Source organism: Pantoea nemavictus, from assembly GCF_037479095.1.
In the GTDB taxonomy this organism is placed as follows: Bacteria; Pseudomonadota; Gammaproteobacteria; order Enterobacterales; family Enterobacteriaceae; genus Pantoea; species Pantoea nemavictus.
In genome coordinates this window covers 599172-616334 of record NZ_JBBGZW010000001.1, presented here as the reverse complement: position 1 = coordinate 616334, position 17163 = coordinate 599172, and the positions used below count along the sequence as shown (strand labels likewise).

Below are 17163 nucleotides of genomic sequence, written 5' to 3'. Positions count from 1 at the left end.
CGCAGACGTGAAAAAGGGAGCCTCGGCTCCCTTTTTTGTTTAATGGTTGGCATTCATGCCAACCAAAAACATCAGCCCGTAGGGTCGCCATTCATGGCGACCTGGTTATCGCATTAACCCTGCTGCTCCGACTTTAGCCACGCAATCTCATCCTTCCAGATATCCGGATTGATGGTTTCCAGAATCATCGGAATGCCGTCAAAACGTTTATCCTTCATCAGCCAGCTAAACGCCGTTTTACCGATGTTGCCTTCACCCAGGCTGTGATGGCGGTCAACGCGGCTGCCCAGCGTGCTTTTGGCATCATTCAGGTGCATGCCGCGCAGATACTGGAAGCCAACAATGCGCTCAAACTCGCTAAAGGTCTCCGCGCAGGCTTCTTCGGTGCGCAGATCGTAACCACCGGCAAACGCATGGCAGGTATCGATGCACACGCCAACGCGCGATTTATCTTCCACATGCTCAATAATGGTGGCGAGATGCTCAAAGCGGAAACCGAGGTTGCTGCCCTGGCCCGCAGTGTTTTCAATCACCGCCACCACGCTGCTGGTTTTATCCAGCGCCATGTTGATCGATTCGGCGATGCGCTTCAGGCAGGCTTCTTCTTCAATCTGCTTGAGATGGCTGCCCGGATGGAAATTCAGCAGCGTTAAACCCAGCTGTTCGGCACGCTGCATCTCATCGAGAAAAGCATCACGCGATTTTTCCAGCGCTTCCATCACCGGATGGCCGAGGTTAATCAGATAGCTATCGTGTGGCAGAATCTGCGCGGAGGTGAAGTTGTACTGGTCGCAGGCGGTCTTGAAGGCATCAATGACTTCACCTGAGAGCGGCGCCGCGCGCCATTGGCGCTGGTTTTTGGTGAACAGCGCAAAGGCTGTGGCTTCGAGTTCGTGGGCACGGATCACTGCCTGGTCCACGCCGCCTGATGCACTGACGTGTGCGCCGATATATTTCATGCCGCTCTCCTGATTGGGCGATTGCTGCTGCAAAGCTGTCCATCATAGCGGATGCGGTTACGCCATGAAATGTTGCACCAGCACATTGAGTGCTCCGCCGCCCAGAATCAACCAGCCAAACATCACCAATCCCAGCAGCAATGGTTTAATGCCAGCCTGCTTTAAGGCGCTAAAGCGGGTGGTTAAACCCAATGCGGCCATCGCCATCGCCAGCAGCAGATTCGCCAGCTGATTCAGCGTGCTGACCACATTTCCCGGCAGCAGATGCAGCGAGTTAAACAGCGCAACGACAATAAACAGTAGCGCGAACCACGGGAAGCTGACGGATTGTTGTGATGCCGCGCGCTGACTACGCTGACTACGCTGACGTTTTAGCCAGCTGCCGAGAAGCAGTAAAAACGGCGCCAGCATCATCACGCGCAGCATTTTAGCGATCACCGCAGTGTTTTCCGCCTCGGCGCCCATCGCGTGTCCGGCTGCGACCACCTGCGCCACTTCATGCAGCGTAGAACCGGTGAAGATGCCGAAGTGTTCCGCGCTGACGCTGGGCAGCAGCGTCCACAGCAGCGGATAAATCACGATGCCTACCGTGCCAAACAGCACCACCGTCGCCACGGCCACCGCCACTTTTGACGGCGCCGCTTTAACGATAGGCTCGCTTGCCAGCACCGCCGCCGCGCCGCAAATGCTGCTGCCCGCGCCAATCAGCCATACGGTTTCGCGATCCATCTTCAGCAGACGAATGCCGATAAAACAGGTCAGCAGGAACGTCGAGCTGAGCACCAGCGCATCAATCAGCACGCCGCTGATGCCAACATCGGCGATTTGCTGCACGGTGATGCGAAAGCCGTAAAGGATGATGCCGAGACGCAGCAAACGCTGTTTCGCCAGCAGCACGCCGCTGTCGCATGCGCCCGCCAGCTGCGGATACAGCGTGTTACCCAGCACAATCCCTAATATGATTGCTAAGGTCAGGGCACCCAATCCGGCACTCGCCAGCCACGGCTGATTGGCTAACCACGCCGCACCGCCGGCAATGGCCGCGGTGAGTAGCAGGCCCGGCAGCCAGTGATTGAGATGAAACGGGGTTTTATTAACGCTTAGCTCAGCCATACTTTTCTCCTTGTAGGGGCGGCATTCATGCCGACCTTCTAACGTTCTATCTCTGGCTAAAGGGTGCGCTGCGCTGGTTTAAAAGTAAAATTGATAATATATTTATAATTAACCAGAATAAGTGATAGATGAGAGGTGCACATGCACATCACGCTGCGTCAGATTGAGGTGTTTACCGAAGTACTGAAGAGTGGTTCAACCACCCAAGCCTCGCAGGTGCTGGCGCTGTCGCAGTCGGCGGTGAGCGCGGCGCTCGCCGACCTGGAAAACCAACTTGGCGTACAGCTGTTTGATCGCGTCGGCAAGCGTTTGGTGGTGAACGAGCATGGACGTTTACTCTATCCACGCGCGGTAGGCCTGATGGAGCAGGCGGGTGAGATCGAACAGCTGTTTAAAGAGGATAACGGGGCGATCCGCCTGTTTGCCAGCAGCACCATCGGCAATTACATGCTGCCAGGCATGATCGCCGCCTATCGCCGTGATTTTCCAGCGTTGCCGCTGGAGTTGAGCGTGGGTAACAGTCAGGATGCCATCACTGCGGTAGCCGATTTTCGTGTCGATATCGGCCTGATTGAAGGTCCGTGTCACGAGCTGGATATTATTAGCGAGCCGTGGCTGGAAGATGAGCTGGTGGTATTTGCCGCACCGGATGCCGCGATTCTGCAGCAGCCGATTACTCTGGCAACCCTCGCTGCCGCACCCTGGATTCTGCGTGAGCGTGGTTCAGGTACGCGTGAAATTGTCGATTATCTGCTGCTGTCGCATTTGCCGCAGTTTCAGCTCGGTATGGAATTAGGTAATTCAGAGGCGATTAAACACGCGGTGCGCCACGGCATGGGCATCAGCTGTTTATCGCGTCGCGTGATTGAAGATTTGCTGGAAGCGGGCACGCTGGTGGAAGTGGCGATACCGCTGCCACGCCTGACGCGGACGCTGTATCGCATCCATCATCGCCAGAAACATGTGTCGAAAGCATTAAGCCGTTTCCTGTCGTATTGCCGCGAATAAATACGGCTTTGATTATGCTGCGGCTAATAATTTCTGGCCGATCATGAAGGTAACTAATAACCCGACGTGAATGCTATACAGCTTGGGTCTGAGTGCTACAATCGCGCCCTATTTTTATCCAGCATAGCGTTTACACATGCATAATGACTCAAAAACAATACAACAACCTGGATTGCGCCGTGAATTAAAATCGCGTCATCTCACCATGATCGCCATTGGCGGTTCCATCGGTACCGGCCTGTTTGTCGCCTCGGGTGCTACCATTTCTCAGGCCGGACCTGGCGGCGCGCTGCTCTCCTATGCGCTGATTGGCCTGATGGTTTACTTCCTGATGACCAGTCTCGGGGAACTCGCGGCATTTATGCCGGTTTCCGGCTCCTTCTCAACTTACGGCTCTAAATATGTAGAAGAAGGCTTCGGCTTCGCGCTGGGCTGGAACTACTGGTACAACTGGGCGGTGACCATCGCCGTTGACCTCGTCGCCTCGCAGCTCGTCATGAACTACTGGTTCCCGGACACGCCCGGCTGGATCTGGAGCGCGCTGTTCCTCGGCCTGATGTTCCTGCTCAACTACATTTCGGTTAAAGGCTTCGGCGAAGCGGAATACTGGTTCTCGCTGATCAAAGTGACCACCGTCATCATCTTCATCGTGGTTGGCGTATTAATGATCACCGGCATCATGCGCGGTGCTGAAAACGCCGGCTGGCACAACTGGACCGTGGGCGAAGCGCCGTTTGCCGGTGGTTTTGCCGCGATGATTGGCGTAGCGATGATCGTCGGCTTCTCTTTCCAGGGCACCGAGCTGATTGGTATCGCGGCCGGTGAATCGCAAGATCCCGCAAAAAACATCCCGCGCGCGGTGCGTCAGGTGTTCTGGCGCATCCTGCTGTTCTATATCTTCGCGATTCTGATCATCAGCCTGATTCTGCCGTATACCGATCCGCAGCTGCTGCATAACGATGTGACGGATATCGCCGTGAGCCCGTTCACCCTGGTGTTCCAGAATGCCGGTCTGCTGTCTGCGGCGGCGGTGATGAACGCGGTGATTCTGACGGCAGTGTTGTCGGCGGGTAACTCAGGTATGTACGCCTCAACGCGTATGCTGTTCAACCTGGCACGTGAAGGCAAAGCGCCGCGCATTTTTGGCAAGCTGTCGAAGGGCGGCGTGCCGCGTAACGCGCTGATTGCCACCACCGTGGTCGCCGGATTGTGTTTTCTGAGTTCGAAATTTGGTAACCAGGAAGTCTATCTGTGGCTGCTGAACACGTCTGGTATGACCGGCTTTATCGCCTGGTTGGGCATTGCCATCAGCCATTATCGTTTCCGTCGCGGCTATGTCGCGCAGGGGCACAGCCTGGCCGATTTGCCATACCGTTCCGGCTTCTTCCCACTGGGACCGATTTTTGCCTTCATTCTGTGTCTGATCATTACGTTAGGGCAGAACTATCAGGCCTTCCTCGCCGATCGTATTGACTGGTATGGCGTCGCCGCCACCTATATCGGTATTCCGCTGTTCCTGATTATCTGGTTGGGCTACAAGCTGACGCGCGGCTCACGCTTCGTGAAGTACAGCGAAATGGAATTCCCAACGTTTAAAGAGTGAATCACCCGTGGTCGCCATGAATAGCGACCCCACGACACAGGGCGCGCATTATGCGCGCTTTTTTTAACATTTGTTACCTGGATATAATTGATAATTATTATCACCTGCACTATTGTGGCTGCCGTTATGATTTCGACACGAAACAGGTAGAACAATGCGTACCACGGACGCCACGCTGGTGGCGGAAAACGGCCTCGAAACCGATACCATGACGCGTTATCGTCAGGTGCTGCGCCAGCGACTGCTGTTGATTGGCGTGCTGGTGCTCGCGATACTGGCATCGGTCATTCTTGATTTCACTCTCGGCCCGGCTGGCCTCTCTCTCGATACCTTATGGCAAACGCTGACACATCCCGATGCGGTTGATGCCGGCACGCGCGTGATTGTCTGGGACATCCGCTTGCCCTATGCGTTGATGGCGGTAGTGGTGGGCTTCTCGCTTGGCCTGGCCGGTGCTGAGATGCAAACCATCCTCAATAACCCGCTCGCCAGCCCGTTTACGCTTGGCGTCTCGTCAGCCGCCGCCTTTGGCGCCGCATTGGCCATCATCCTCGGCATTGGTATTCCTGGCGTCCCCGATCAGTGGTTTATCTCAGCTAACGCCTTTGTGTTCGCGCTGTTTGCCGCGCTGATGCTGGATGGCGTGACGCGCTGGACCAAAGTCTCAACTTCTGGCGTGGTGCTGTTTGGTATTGCGCTGGTGTTCACCTTCAACGCATTGGTATCGATGATGCAGTTCATCGCCAGTGAAGACACCTTGCAAGGCTTAGTGTTCTGGACCATGGGCAGCCTGGCGCGTGCCTCGTGGGAAAAGCTTGGCGTATTGACCGCCGCCTTTGCCATCCTGATTCCGTTCTCGATGCTCAGCAGCTGGAAGCTGACCGCGCTGCGCCTCGGCGAAGATCGCGCGGTGAGCTTTGGCATTGACGTGAAACGTCTGCGTCTGGCGACGCTGCTGCGCATCAGTATTCTCTCCGCGCTGGCGGTGGCGTTCGTTGGGCCGATTGGCTTTATCGGTCTGGTCGCACCGCATATTGCGCGCATGATGTTTGGTGAAGATCACCGCTATTATCTGCCAGCCAGTGCGCTGGTCGGCGCGCTGGTGCTGTCCCTGGCGTCCGTTGCATCGAAAAACCTGATTCCAGGCGTGATCATTCCGGTGGGGATCGTCACATCGCTGGTTGGCGTGCCGTTCTTCCTCAGTATTATTCTGCGTCATCGGGGGACGGTGTAATGGAGCAGGGATTACGTCTTAGCCATTTCTGTGCCGGTTACCCGAAGCGTAAGGTGATTGAAGATCTCAACGTGCCGGAACTGCCGCGCGGTAAAATTACGGTGCTGCTCGGACCCAACGGCTGCGGCAAATCAACGCTGCTGCGCGCGCTGGCCGGTTTGAGTAAAGGGCAGGGCGAGTTGTGGCTAAACGGTGAAGAACTGATGAGCCAGCCGTTTGCCCGCCGGGCGCAGCGCGTGGTGTATCTGCCGCAAAGCTTGCCGGCTGGCGTGCATCTGCACGTGCTGGAGTCAATAATCGTGGCGCAGCGTGCGTCCGGGGGGTTGCATAATGCCTCAAGCGAAGCGGAGATTATGCATCTGCTGGAGCAGCTTGGCATTGCTCATCTGGCCATGCGCTATCTTGATCAGCTATCGGGCGGGCAGAAGCAGTTAGTCGGCCTGGCGCAATCGCTGATTCGCCGTCCCGAGCTGCTGCTGTTGGATGAGCCGCTGAGTGCGCTCGATCTCAACTACCAATTCCACGTGATGGATTTGGTGCGCCGCGAAACCCGCTTACGCAATATTGTAACGGTGGTGGTGGTGCATGATATCAACATCGCACTGCGTCATGCTGACCATGCGCTGATGTTGAAAGACGGCAATCTGCTGGCTGACGGCGAACCGTCGCAGGTGATTACGCCGGAGACGCTGGCGCAGGTGTATGGCGTGCGGGGCCGTATTGAGCACTGTTCGCGCGGCATGCCGCAGGTGATGATTGATGGACTGGCGGAGACGCTGATTTAAGTAAGGTGCTCGCTGTCCCCCTCACAAACTGCACGCTGTCCCCCTCCTCGTTCCTCCCCCATAAATGGGGGAGGAAGATGCTGCTAAATGTGAGTTTGGAAGCTGCATGTGGCAGCGTCTCCTTCCCCCGCTCGCGGGGGAAGGCCGGGATGGGGGACAGCCAGCACAATCTAAAAACAGCCAGCACAATCACACCAACAAATGCTTCGCGTGAAAACGCAGATGATCCTCAACGAAGCTGGCGATAAAGAAGTAGCTGTGGTCATAGCCCGGCTGAATACGTAACTCCAGCGGGAAGCCTTGCTCATGCGCCACCGCTTCCAGCCGTTCCGGACGCAGCTGATCGGCGAGGAACTGATCGCTATCCCCTTGATCAATCAGAATCGGCAAGCGCTGCTCTGCCTCACGCATCAACAGGCAGCTATCCCATTCACGCCACGTCTGACGGTCCTCGCCCAAATAAGCGCTAAAGGCTTTCTGTCCCCACGGCACTTCAGTGGGATTGACGATTGGCGCAAATGCCGAAGCCGAAGCAAAACGTCCGCCGAGACGCAGTGCCAGCACCAGCGCACCGTGTCCGCCCATCGAATGTCCCATCACCGATTGACGATCGCTCAGCTTAAAGTTATCCGCCATCAGCGCTGGCAACTCCGCGCTGAGGTAATCGAACATGCGGAAGTTCGCTGCCCAAGGCTGCTGCGTCGCATTGAGGTAAAAACCGGCACCCTGACCGAGATCGTAGCCGCTGTCGTTCGCTACATCGTCACCGCGCGGGCTGGTATCGGGCATGATCAGCACTAAACCCAACTCCGCGGCCACACGCTGCGCACCCGCTTTGGTAGTGAAGTTCTCATCACTGCAGGTCAGCCCGGCGAGGAACCACACCACCGGTGGCGGCGCGTCACTCTGCGGCGGCGGCAGAAAAATGCTGAAAGTCATTGGGCAATTCAACACCTCCGACTGATGACGCCAGCGCTGCTGCCAACCGCCAAAGATGCGATGCTCTTCTAACAGCTCCAAAGTGGAAGCCATAATGTCTCCTGATTACTTGCTAAAGTGCACTACCGTACGGATCGATTTCCCTTCATGCATCAGATCAAAGGCGTCGTTAATCTCTTCCAGCGGCAGGTTGTGGGTGATGAAATCGTTCAACGCAAACTTACCGTCAAGGTAATCCTGCACGATACCCGGCAACTGCGAGCGGCCTTTTACGCCACCAAATGCGGAACCACGCCATACGCGACCGGTCACCAGCTGGAACGGACGGGTAGAGATCTCCTGGCCCGCGCCCGCTACGCCGATAATCACCGATTCGCCCCAACCTTTGTGGCAGCACTCCAGCGCCGAACGCATCACGTTGACGTTACCGATGCATTCGAAGGAGAAATCGACACCGCCGTCGGTCAGCTCAACGATCACATCCTGAATCGGCTTGTCGTGATCTTTCGGGTTGATCAGATCGGTTGCGCCCAGTTTGCGCGCCAGATCGAATTTGCTGGTGTTGAGATCGATACCGATGATGCGGCCCGCTTTCGCCATTTTCGCGCCAATGATGGCTGACAAACCGATGCCGCCGAGGCCAAAGATCGCCACGGTGTCGCCCTCTTTAACTTTAGCGGTGTTCATCACCGCGCCCATGCCGGTAGTGACGCCGCAGCCCAGCAGGCACACTTCTTCCAGCGGGGCTTCTTTGCTGATCACCGCCAGTGAGATTTCCGGAACGACGGTGTATTCAGAGAAGGTTGAAGTGCCCATATAGTGGAAAATCGGCTTGCCATCTTTGAAGAAACGGGTGGTACCGTCTGGCATTAAACCTTTGCCCTGAGTGGCGCGAATCGCCTGGCACAGGTTGGTTTTACCGGAGAGACAGAACTTACACTTGCCGCACTCTGGCGTGTAAAGCGGAATCACGTGATCGCCGACGGCCACGCTGGTGACGCCTTCGCCGACGGCTTCTACTACGCCGCCGCCTTCATGGCCGAGGATCGCCGGGAATACGCCTTCAGGATCTTGTCCAGACAAGGTGTAAGCATCGGTATGGCACACGCCGGTTGCCACAATGCGCACCAGCACTTCACCTTTCTGCGGCGGCATCAGATCCACTTCTTCGATTTTCAGCGGTTCGCCAGCTGCCCAGGCAACGGCGGCGCGAGTTTTAATCATGTTCATGCAATCCCTCTTCCTGTAGATACGGGGTAAGTGGCCCCGATGGTCGTGATGTCGATAACAAAGAAACTCACTCAGTAACGTGCAGCGGATGCCGCAGTTCGTCGTTAACCGGGCGGTCGTCAAATAACTCAATAATCAAATACTTCAGCGCTTCCACGTTGGGCGTAAACGCATCGCGTCGCCACATTAGCCAGGTGGCGGTGTCGCGGTAGGCGGGCGGTAACGCATGCTCCTGGACGCGCGCACGGGCTGGCATCTGCGCCAACACTGAGGCGGGAATCATCGCCACGCCCGCGCCACCCGCGACGCAGGCCACCATCGCGTGATAGGACTGAATCTCCATTACGCTGCTCGGCGCGGTTTGGCTCTCGCGATACCAGGCTTCCAGCTTGGTGCGGTAGGAGCAGCTGTTGCGGAACGCAAACAATGTATCGCCCTGCACATCGCGCGCGCTGGCAATCGGCGCATGTTCCGGACTGGTAATCAGCACCATCTGCTCATTAAAGGCAATGCAGCCGTTGAGATCGTCGTGCGCCACCGGGCCGTCCACCAATGCCGCAGCCAGCGTGCCTTCACGTACTTTATCGATGATCTCACCGGAGGTGTTGGTGATCAGCGAGAGCTCAACCGCCGGAAAGCGCTGGTGATACGCTGCCAGCAGCGCCGGCAAACGCGTCGCCGCGGTGCTCTCCATCGAACCGAGCGCGAAGTTGCCGCCGGGTTCTCCGGCGCGTGCCATATTCAGCGCTTCATCGCTCAGCGCCAGGATGCGCTGCGCATAGTTAAGAAAATTATGTCCCATCGGCGACAGGCGGATGCGTTGCTTCTCACGAATAAACAAATCCACGCCAATTTCATCTTCCAGCTGGCGTAGACGCGTGGTGAGATTGGAAGGTACGCGATGGAGCTGCTCGGCGGCACGGGCCAGCGAACCGGATTCGGCCACGGAGCAAAACATGCGGAGCTGTACTAAGTCCATATTCTCTTCTCGTAAACAACTTGGTTAGTATTATTCACTTTCCGTGAGTTTAAACGTCATGCATGCTAGTGACAAGTGATAAAACATCCTGAGGTCGGTATGGCGTTTCGAGTTGCGCTCAGCGCGTTCTTAAGTTTAGTGGTTGCGATGGGGATTGGGCGATTTGCTTTCACGCCGCAGGTTCCATTGATGATTCATGACCATCAGCTGACGCTTTCCAGCGCCAGCCTGGTAGCGGCACTCAACTATCTGGGTTATCTGTTTGGATCCTTTGATGCAATGCGTGCGCGTCATCGCGTGGAGTGGCGTTTGCAGGCGGGCGTGTGGGGCGCGGTGGTATTAACGCTGCTGTCGGCGTGCGTCAGCGGACCATGGCTGCATGGCCTGATTCGCTTCCTGATCGGCTGGGCTAGCGGCTGGGCAATGGTATTGCTGGCGGCCTGGGCCAGCGATCAACTGCACCATCACGGACGTCCGGGAATGCTGGCGGCGGTATTTGCCGGTCCGGGCACCGGGATTTTCATCAGCGGCATGCTGGCCGTGGTCCTGCACGCCAGCGGCGTCAGCGCGGCGTTTGCCTGGGCGGCTTATGGTGTGCTGGCGTTGATATTAATTGCAGCCATTGCGCGCTTTCTGCCGCGCAGCGGTCAACTGCATCGGCCCGATCAAGCCGCTGCGCCGCTGGTGCTAAATGGCGATCTTAAGCGATTGGTGTTGAGCTACAGTCTGGCCGGCTTCGGTTACATTCTGCCCGCCACTTTTCTGTCGCAAATGGCGGCGGCGCGTTTCCCTGACAGCGCGTTTGCGCAATTTGTCTGGCCGGTGTTTGGCGGCGCGGCAGTCATCGGCATTGTGTTGGGCATCCTGACGCGCCATTGGGGCAGCAGCCATCGGCGTCTTGCCATCGTGTTATGGGCGCAGGCGCTGGGCGTTATCGCCGCGATTGTCCTGCCAGGCTTAAATGGCTTGATGCTTGGCGCCGCATTGATCGGTGGTGGCTTCCTGTGTGTAGTGCAGCTGGCGCTGCAATATGGCCGTGAACTGGCGCCGCAGCATGCGCGTTATTTAGCCGGATTGCTAACCACCGGTTATGCGGTAGGGCAGTTGGGTGGTCCGCTGCTGTCGTGGATCTCCAGCTTGCTGTGGCATCGACTGGAACCCGCGCTGTGGGTGGCTGGCGTCAGCTTGATCCTTGCCGGGATGCTGGTTTTACGTCGCCACGGGCGATGAAAAGCTTTCATCTTCTATCGGAATGATTGCTGGATTAAGGGCGCGGAGTATTTCACAATACGCGCTCAGAATTTCCCCCGTGGGCGAAGACCCGCGGGCGCATCACCTGCCGGAGAAGAGTCAAGATGAGTACCTTAAGTCAGGAAGCCGCCCTGGTTCACGAAGCGCTGTTGGCGCGTGGTCTGGAAACGCCATTACGCGCCCCGGTGCGTGAGATGGATGACGCCGCGCGTAAACGTGAAATCGCCGGTCACATGACCCAAATTATGCAGCTGCTAAATCTGGACCTGGAAGATGACAGCCTGATGGAGACGCCGCATCGCATCGCCAAGATGTATGTCGATGAAATCTTCTCAGGTCTTGATTACGCCAACTTCCCAAAAATCACCGTCATTGAAAACAAGATGAAGGTTGATGAGATGGTAACCGTGCGCGATATCACGTTGACCAGCACCTGCGAACATCACTTTGTGATTATCGATGGCAAAGCGACCGTGGCTTATATCCCGAAAGAGAAAGTGATTGGCCTGTCGAAAATCAACCGCATCGTGCAGTTCTTTGCCCAACGCCCGCAGGTACAAGAGCGCCTGACGCAGCAAGTGCTGGTGGCGCTGCAAACGCTGCTCGGCACCAATAACGTCGCGGTATCAATTGATGCGGTGCATTACTGCGTGAAAGCGCGTGGCGTGAAAGATGCCACCAGCGCGACCACCACCACTTCGCTGGGTGGTTTGTTCAAATCCAGCCAGAACACGCGTCAGGAGTTCCTGCGCGCGGTTCGCCACAGCTAATCATTTTGGGCGACGGCTTGTCGCCCGCTCTCCTCACTGCTGCAGGGCACTCGATGCAACGCTATCTCGCGCTGGATTTCATTCGTGGTTGCGCCATTCTCGGCATCTTACTGCTGAACATTGTCGGCTTTGCGTTGCCGGCCGCGGCCTATCTTAATCCCGCGTGGCAAGGAGAGGTTTCGCTCGCCGATGCCTGGACATGGGCGATCATGGATGGCCTGGCGCAGCTCAAATTCCTCACGCTATTTGCTTTGTTGTTTGGTGCCGGGCTGTATATGCAAGCACCGCGCGGCAGCCGCTGGATGTCGGCGCGCCTCACGCTGCTGGTACTGCTCGGTTTCATTCACGGCCTATTTTTCTGGGAAGGCGACATCCTGCTGGATTATGGCCTGATTGGGCTAATTATCTGGCGCATGCTGCGCGATGTGCCGTCCGACCGCGCGTTGTTACAAACCGGCGCATTACTCTATTTGGTCGGCTGCGCGGTGCTGCTGGTATTTGGCGCGATTTCTAGCCCAAATCCGACGCGTTCCTGGCTGCCGGGCGCGGCGGATTTGCAATACGAAAGCTACTGGAAACTGCTTGGGGGCTGGGAAGCGGTGCAGAATCGGCTTGATCATTTGTCATCGGGCCTGATGGCGCTGGCGTCACAATATGGCTGGCAGCTGGCGGGCTTAATGCTGATTGGCGCGGCGTTGATGCGCAGCGGCTGGCTCAGCGGGCATTTTAGTGTGCAACACTATCGCCGCTCGGCGGCGCTGCTGCTGACCATTGGCTGGTTGATCGCCATTCCCGGCATTGCCGCCCAGTGGATCATTGGTTGGGAATTCCGCTGGACCGGCTTCTTCCTGCAGGTGCCGCGCGATCTCGCCAGTCCATTTATCAGCCTGGGCTATGCCGCACTTTGTCTTGGTTTCTGGCCGCAAATTGCGGCAACGCGTATCAGCTACGCGATTCAATGCGTTGGCCGCATGGCATTGAGCAATTACCTGTTACAGACCCTGATTTGCACCACGCTTTTCTACCGCTTCGATCTGTTCCTCAAGTTCGACCGCCTGCATCTGCTGGCCTTTGTACCGGTTATCTGGCTGATCAATATCCTGTTTTCCGTGCTGTGGCTGCGCTACTTCCCGCAAGGCCCCATGGAGTGGATGTGGCGCAAACTGACGCGTCTGGCTGCCGGCAAAGCAACCCCCTCATCTTCCATCAGATAATGATGTTCATCACAAAGGTTGCAGAATTGTATGTAACCGTTTTCATTGATGTGACGTGATTCACGCAGCCGTGCCACATGCCCTGACAAAATAGCGCCGTTACGCGCTCGTCGCGCATTTTCAGCCTCTGTGGAACAGCTGCATGATAACGATTCGTGATGTCGCCCGTCAGGCCGGTGTGTCAGTAGCCACTGTGTCGCGTGTGCTCAATAACAGCAGTGCAGTCACCGCCGATACCCGTGAAGCCGTGCTGGCAGCGGTTGACGCGTTAGGCTATCGCCCAAATGCCAATGCGCAGGCGCTGGCTACGCAAATCAGTGACACCATCGGTGTGGTAGTGATGGATGTTTCCGACCCCTTCTTTGGCGCGTTAGTAAAAGCGGTGGATACCGTGGCACAGCGCGTGCACAAACACGTGTTAATCAGCAACTCCTGGCACCAGGAAGAGAAAGAGCGTCACGCAATTGAGGTGCTGATACGTCAACGCTGCAATGCGTTGGTGGTGCACGCGAAAACGCTTTCAGACGCAGAGTTAATCCAATTTATGGATCACGTTCCTGGTATGGTCCTGATTAACCGCACAATTCCGGGTTATGAGCATCGTTGTGTCTGCCTTGATAACGTCACCGGCGCACAGGTAGCGACGCGCATGTTGTTACATCTTGGTCATCAGCGCATTGGTTTTCTCAGCTCTAGCCATCCGATTGAAGATGTCACGCAACGACGCGAAGGTTGGCTGCAAGCCTTGGCAGAGCAGGGGATTCGCCCGCAGGAGTCGTGGATTGCGCATGCTGAACCCGATATGCAAGGCGGCGAAGCAGCGATGGTGGAACTGCTTGGCCGTAACTTACATTTAACAGCGGTGTTTTCCTACAATGACGGCATGGCAGCGGGCGCATTGACGGCTTTAAAGGACAATGGCATTCAGGTACCACAGCATTTCTCGGTGATAGGTTTTGACGATATCCCTATCTCACGTTACACCGATCCTCAATTAACCACGGTTCGCTATCCTATTGTTTCTATGGCGAAATTAGCGACAGAATTGGCGCTAAAAGGTGCGGCCGGCGAGTTAGATGAGCTGGCGACGCACTGCTTTATGCCGACGCTGGTACGTCGTCATTCGGTGGCCCAGCGGCAAATTGTGGAGTCGGTCACTAATTCAGGCGATAGCCCTGTGTAACCGTTTCCAATCTGTGATTGCATTCACAGTTAATTAACATGCTGCTCACTATGATGGCAGCGTCTTACCGGACTGAAACATCATGTAACGCTGGTCAATCCTTCTGCCAGCAGGTTTCAGTAGCCGATTGAAATAGTTCACAACACTCTTCAGGAAGCGTTTACCTACAGGGAAGTCAGGATGGCGATGGTGGCCCGGCTTTGCGTTACGCGTCCGCCCCATGGATTCAAGTTAAAACCGACGGCGCTGGTTGCTACAGGCAATACGGCGCAATGAAATGCCCTACATAAAAAACCGGAGATACCATGAATAAGAAGGTTTTCACGCTCACAGCACTGGTTGCCAGCATGATGTTTGGTGCAACTGCGCACGCCGCCGATACCCGCATTGGCGTGACGATTTATAAATACGACGACAACTTCATGTCGATGGTGCGTAAGGACATTGAGAAAGAGGCGAAATCATTGGGCGGCATTCAGCTGCTGATGAATGACTCGCAGAATGACCAGTCTAAGCAGAATGACCAGATCGACGTGTTGATGGCGAAAGGCGTGAAAGCGCTGGCGATTAACCTGGTGGACCCGGCTGCTGCGGCCGTTGTCATTGATAAAGCGCGTGGCAATGACGTGCCAGTGGTGTTCTTCAACAAAGAGCCGAACGCGAAAGTACTGGCAAGCTACCCGAAAGCCTATTACGTCGGTACCGATTCTAAAGAGTCGGGCATTATCCAGGGTCAGCTGATTGAGAAGCACTGGAAAGCGACGCCGGCCTGGGATCTGAACAAAGATGGCCAGATTCAGTTCGTGCTGCTGAAAGGTGAGCCGGGCCATCCGGATGCCGAAGCGCGTACTAAATACGTGATCGATACCCTGAACAAAGACGGTCTGAAAACGCAGCAGCTGGCGATGGATACCGCAATGTGGGATACCGCTCAGGCTAAAGACAAAGTTGACGCCTGGCTCTCAGGCCCGAATGCCAACAAAATTGAAGTGATCATCGCCAACAACGATGCGATGGCGATGGGTGCGGTTGAAGCGCTGAAAGCGCACAACAAAACCAGCATTCCGGTGTTTGGCGTCGATGCACTGCCAGAAGCACTGGCGCTGGTGAAATCGGGCGCACTGGCGGGTACCGTGTTGAACGATGCGGAAAACCAGGCGAAAGCCACGCTGGATATCGCGAAAAACCTGGCGGATGGCAAAGAGCCAACTGCAGGTACTAACTTCAAGATGGACAACAAAATCGTACGTGTCCCTTACGTACCAGTAGATAAAGAAAATCTGTCGCAGTTCGTGAAGTAATTCATCCTGGGCGCGGCACTTCGCCGCGCCTTATTGCATCTGACCAACGCTTTATTTAGCCAGGTAAATTATGGCCAGTGAGAATCCGACCACACAGCGTGAATATCTGCTGGAGATGACGAATGTCTCGAAATCATTTCCAGGGGTTAAAGCCTTAGATAATGTGAATTTAAAAGTGCGGCCGCACTCCGTCCATGCATTAATGGGAGAAAACGGCGCCGGGAAATCTACATTATTAAAATGTCTGTTTGGGATTTATAAAAAGGATACGGGGAGCATCCTGTTTCAGGGTGAGGAAATTGATTATAAGAGCTCCAAAGAGGCGCTGGAAAATGGCGTGTCGATGGTGCATCAGGAATTAAACCTGGTTCTGCAGCGCAACGTAATGGATAACATGTGGCTTGGCCGTTATCCGCGTAAAGGCGTATTTGTCGATCAGGATAAAATGTATCGCGATACTAAAGCGATCTTTGATGAATTAGATATTGATATCGATCCGCGCGATAAAGTGGCGACCTTGTCTGTTTCGCAAATGCAGATGATTGAAATTGCCAAGGCTTTCTCCTATGACGCGAAAATTGTCATTATGGATGAGCCAACCTCGTCGCTGACCGAAAAAGAAGTTAATCACCTGTTTACCATTATCCGTAAGCTGAAAGATCGTGGCTGCGGCATTGTGTATATCTCGCATAAGATGGAGGAGATTTTCCAGCTGTGCGATGAGATCACCATTTTGCGTGATGGACAGTGGATCGCCACCCAGCCGCTGGAAGGGTTGGATATGGACAAAATCATCTCGATGATGGTTGGTCGTTCATTGAACCAGCGTTTCCCGGATAAAACTAACGTGCCGGGTGAAGTGATTCTTGAGGTGCGTCACTTAACCTCACTGCGTCAGCCATCGATTCGCGATATCTCTTTTGATCTGCATAAAGGGGAGATTCTGGGTATTGCCGGCCTGGTAGGCGCCAAGCGTACTGACATCGTCGAAACGCTGTTTGGTATTCGCGAGAAGTCAGGCGGCACCATTAAATTGCACGGCAAGAGCATTAATAACCACAGCGCCAACGAAGCGATAAACCATGGCTTTGCGCTGGTGACAGAAGAGCGTCGATCCACCGGTATTTATGCTTATTTGGATATTGGCTTTAACTCGCTTATCTCCAATATTAAAAAGTATAAATCCAGCATGGGCCTGCTCGATAATAAACGCATGAAGAGCGATACCCAGTGGGTAATTGATTCGATGCGCGTGAAAACGCCCGGTCATCATACGCAAATAGGTTCGCTTTCCGGTGGTAACCAACAGAAGGTCATTATTGGTCGTTGGTTATTAACGCAGCCGGAAATATTGATGCTTGATGAACCGACGCGCGGGATTGATGTGGGCGCGAAGTTCGAAATTTACCAACTTATTGCTGAGTTGGCGAAGAAAGAGAAGGGCATCATTATTATCTCTTCTGAAATGCCAGAGCTGTTGGGTATTACCGATCGTATTCTAGTGATGAGTAATGGCCAGGTAGCGGGCATTGTTGATACCAAAACGACCTCGCAGAATGAAATCCTGCGTTTAGCGTCATTACACCTTTAATGA

15 protein-coding genes are annotated in these 17163 nt (G+C 55.2%); 10 read left to right on the top strand and 5 right to left on the bottom strand.

What is annotated here, in order from left to right:
* Positions 1–113: 113 nt before the first annotated feature.
* Entirely contained in the window at positions 114–959 is an 846-nt protein-coding gene (gene nfo / locus WH298_RS02845) for a deoxyribonuclease IV (RefSeq protein WP_007889474.1), read from the bottom strand.
* Between the two features lie 57 nt (positions 960–1016).
* Positions 1017–2072 (bottom strand): YeiH family putative sulfate export transporter, encoded by a 1056-nt coding sequence (locus tag WH298_RS02840; protein WP_180822174.1) that lies wholly within the window; start codon positions 2070–2072, stop codon positions 1017–1019.
* Positions 2073–2213: 141 nt separating this feature from the next.
* Between WH298_RS02840 and yieE the strand changes: the two genes are divergently transcribed.
* From yieE to WH298_RS02820, 4 genes are all read left to right on the top strand, one after another.
* On the top strand, positions 2214–3080 hold the full coding sequence (gene yieE, locus WH298_RS02835) for a DNA-binding transcriptional regulator YeiE (protein WP_180822173.1): 867 nt from the start codon (positions 2214–2216) through the stop codon (positions 3078–3080).
* A 136-nt stretch (positions 3081–3216) separates the two neighbouring features.
* Positions 3217–4683: an amino acid permease gene (locus WH298_RS02830; RefSeq protein ID WP_007889477.1), complete on the top strand. Its 1467-nt coding sequence runs from the start codon at positions 3217–3219 to the stop codon at positions 4681–4683.
* A gap of 208 nt (positions 4684–4891) precedes the next feature.
* Positions 4892–5917 carry a FecCD family ABC transporter permease gene (locus WH298_RS02825; protein WP_238344448.1) on the top strand — a complete coding sequence of 342 codons (1026 nt, stop codon included), beginning with the start codon at positions 4892–4894 and terminating at the stop codon, positions 5915–5917.
* On the top strand, positions 5917–6702 hold the full coding sequence (locus WH298_RS02820; RefSeq protein ID WP_180822171.1) for an ABC transporter ATP-binding protein: 786 nt from the start codon (positions 5917–5919) through the stop codon (positions 6700–6702). Before WH298_RS02825 ends, WH298_RS02820 begins: the two co-directional genes overlap by 1 nt.
* A 189-nt stretch (positions 6703–6891) precedes the next feature.
* On the opposite strand, the gene fghA is transcribed toward WH298_RS02820, so the two are convergent.
* The 3 genes from fghA to ptrR all read right to left on the bottom strand — a co-directional run bounded on the left by fghA (position 6892) and on the right by ptrR (position 9850).
* Positions 6892–7734 carry an S-formylglutathione hydrolase gene (gene fghA, locus WH298_RS02815; protein WP_180822170.1) on the bottom strand — a complete coding sequence of 281 codons (843 nt, stop codon included), beginning with the start codon at positions 7732–7734 and terminating at the stop codon, positions 6892–6894.
* Positions 7735–7746: 12 nt separating this feature from the next.
* Positions 7747–8871: an S-(hydroxymethyl)glutathione dehydrogenase/class III alcohol dehydrogenase gene (locus WH298_RS02810; protein ID WP_007889488.1), complete on the bottom strand. Its 1125-nt coding sequence runs from the start codon at positions 8869–8871 to the stop codon at positions 7747–7749.
* A 67-nt stretch (positions 8872–8938) separates the two neighbouring features.
* Entirely contained in the window at positions 8939–9850 is a 912-nt protein-coding gene (gene ptrR / locus WH298_RS02805) for a putrescine utilization regulator PtrR (protein WP_007889490.1), read from the bottom strand.
* A 99-nt stretch (positions 9851–9949) separates the two neighbouring features.
* Between ptrR and WH298_RS02800 the strand changes: the two genes are divergently transcribed.
* The 6 genes from WH298_RS02800 (at position 9950) to mglA (ending at position 17160) form a co-directional block, all read left to right on the top strand.
* Positions 9950–11080, top strand: a complete 1131-nt coding sequence (locus WH298_RS02800) for a YbfB/YjiJ family MFS transporter (protein WP_180822169.1) — start codon at positions 9950–9952, stop codon at positions 11078–11080.
* A gap of 125 nt (positions 11081–11205) precedes the next feature.
* The gene (gene folE / locus WH298_RS02795; protein ID WP_049852430.1) at positions 11206–11871 is read left to right on the top strand and encodes a GTP cyclohydrolase I FolE; all 666 of its coding nucleotides are present in this window, start codon (positions 11206–11208) and stop codon (positions 11869–11871) included.
* A gap of 53 nt (positions 11872–11924) precedes the next feature.
* On the top strand, positions 11925–13085 hold the full coding sequence (gene yeiB / locus WH298_RS02790; RefSeq protein WP_180822168.1) for a DUF418 domain-containing protein YeiB: 1161 nt from the start codon (positions 11925–11927) through the stop codon (positions 13083–13085).
* 142 nt (positions 13086–13227) lie between these two features.
* Entirely contained in the window at positions 13228–14268 is a 1041-nt protein-coding gene (gene galS, locus WH298_RS02785; RefSeq protein ID WP_007889499.1) for an HTH-type transcriptional regulator GalS, read from the top strand.
* A gap of 305 nt (positions 14269–14573) precedes the next feature.
* Positions 14574–15569, top strand: a complete 996-nt coding sequence (gene mglB, locus WH298_RS02780; protein ID WP_007889500.1) for a galactose/glucose ABC transporter substrate-binding protein MglB — start codon at positions 14574–14576, stop codon at positions 15567–15569.
* A 70-nt stretch (positions 15570–15639) separates the two neighbouring features.
* The gene (mglA, locus tag WH298_RS02775) at positions 15640–17160 is read left to right on the top strand and encodes a galactose/methyl galactoside ABC transporter ATP-binding protein MglA (protein WP_007889501.1); all 1521 of its coding nucleotides are present in this window, start codon (positions 15640–15642) and stop codon (positions 17158–17160) included.
* Positions 17161–17163 lie beyond the last annotated feature (3 nt).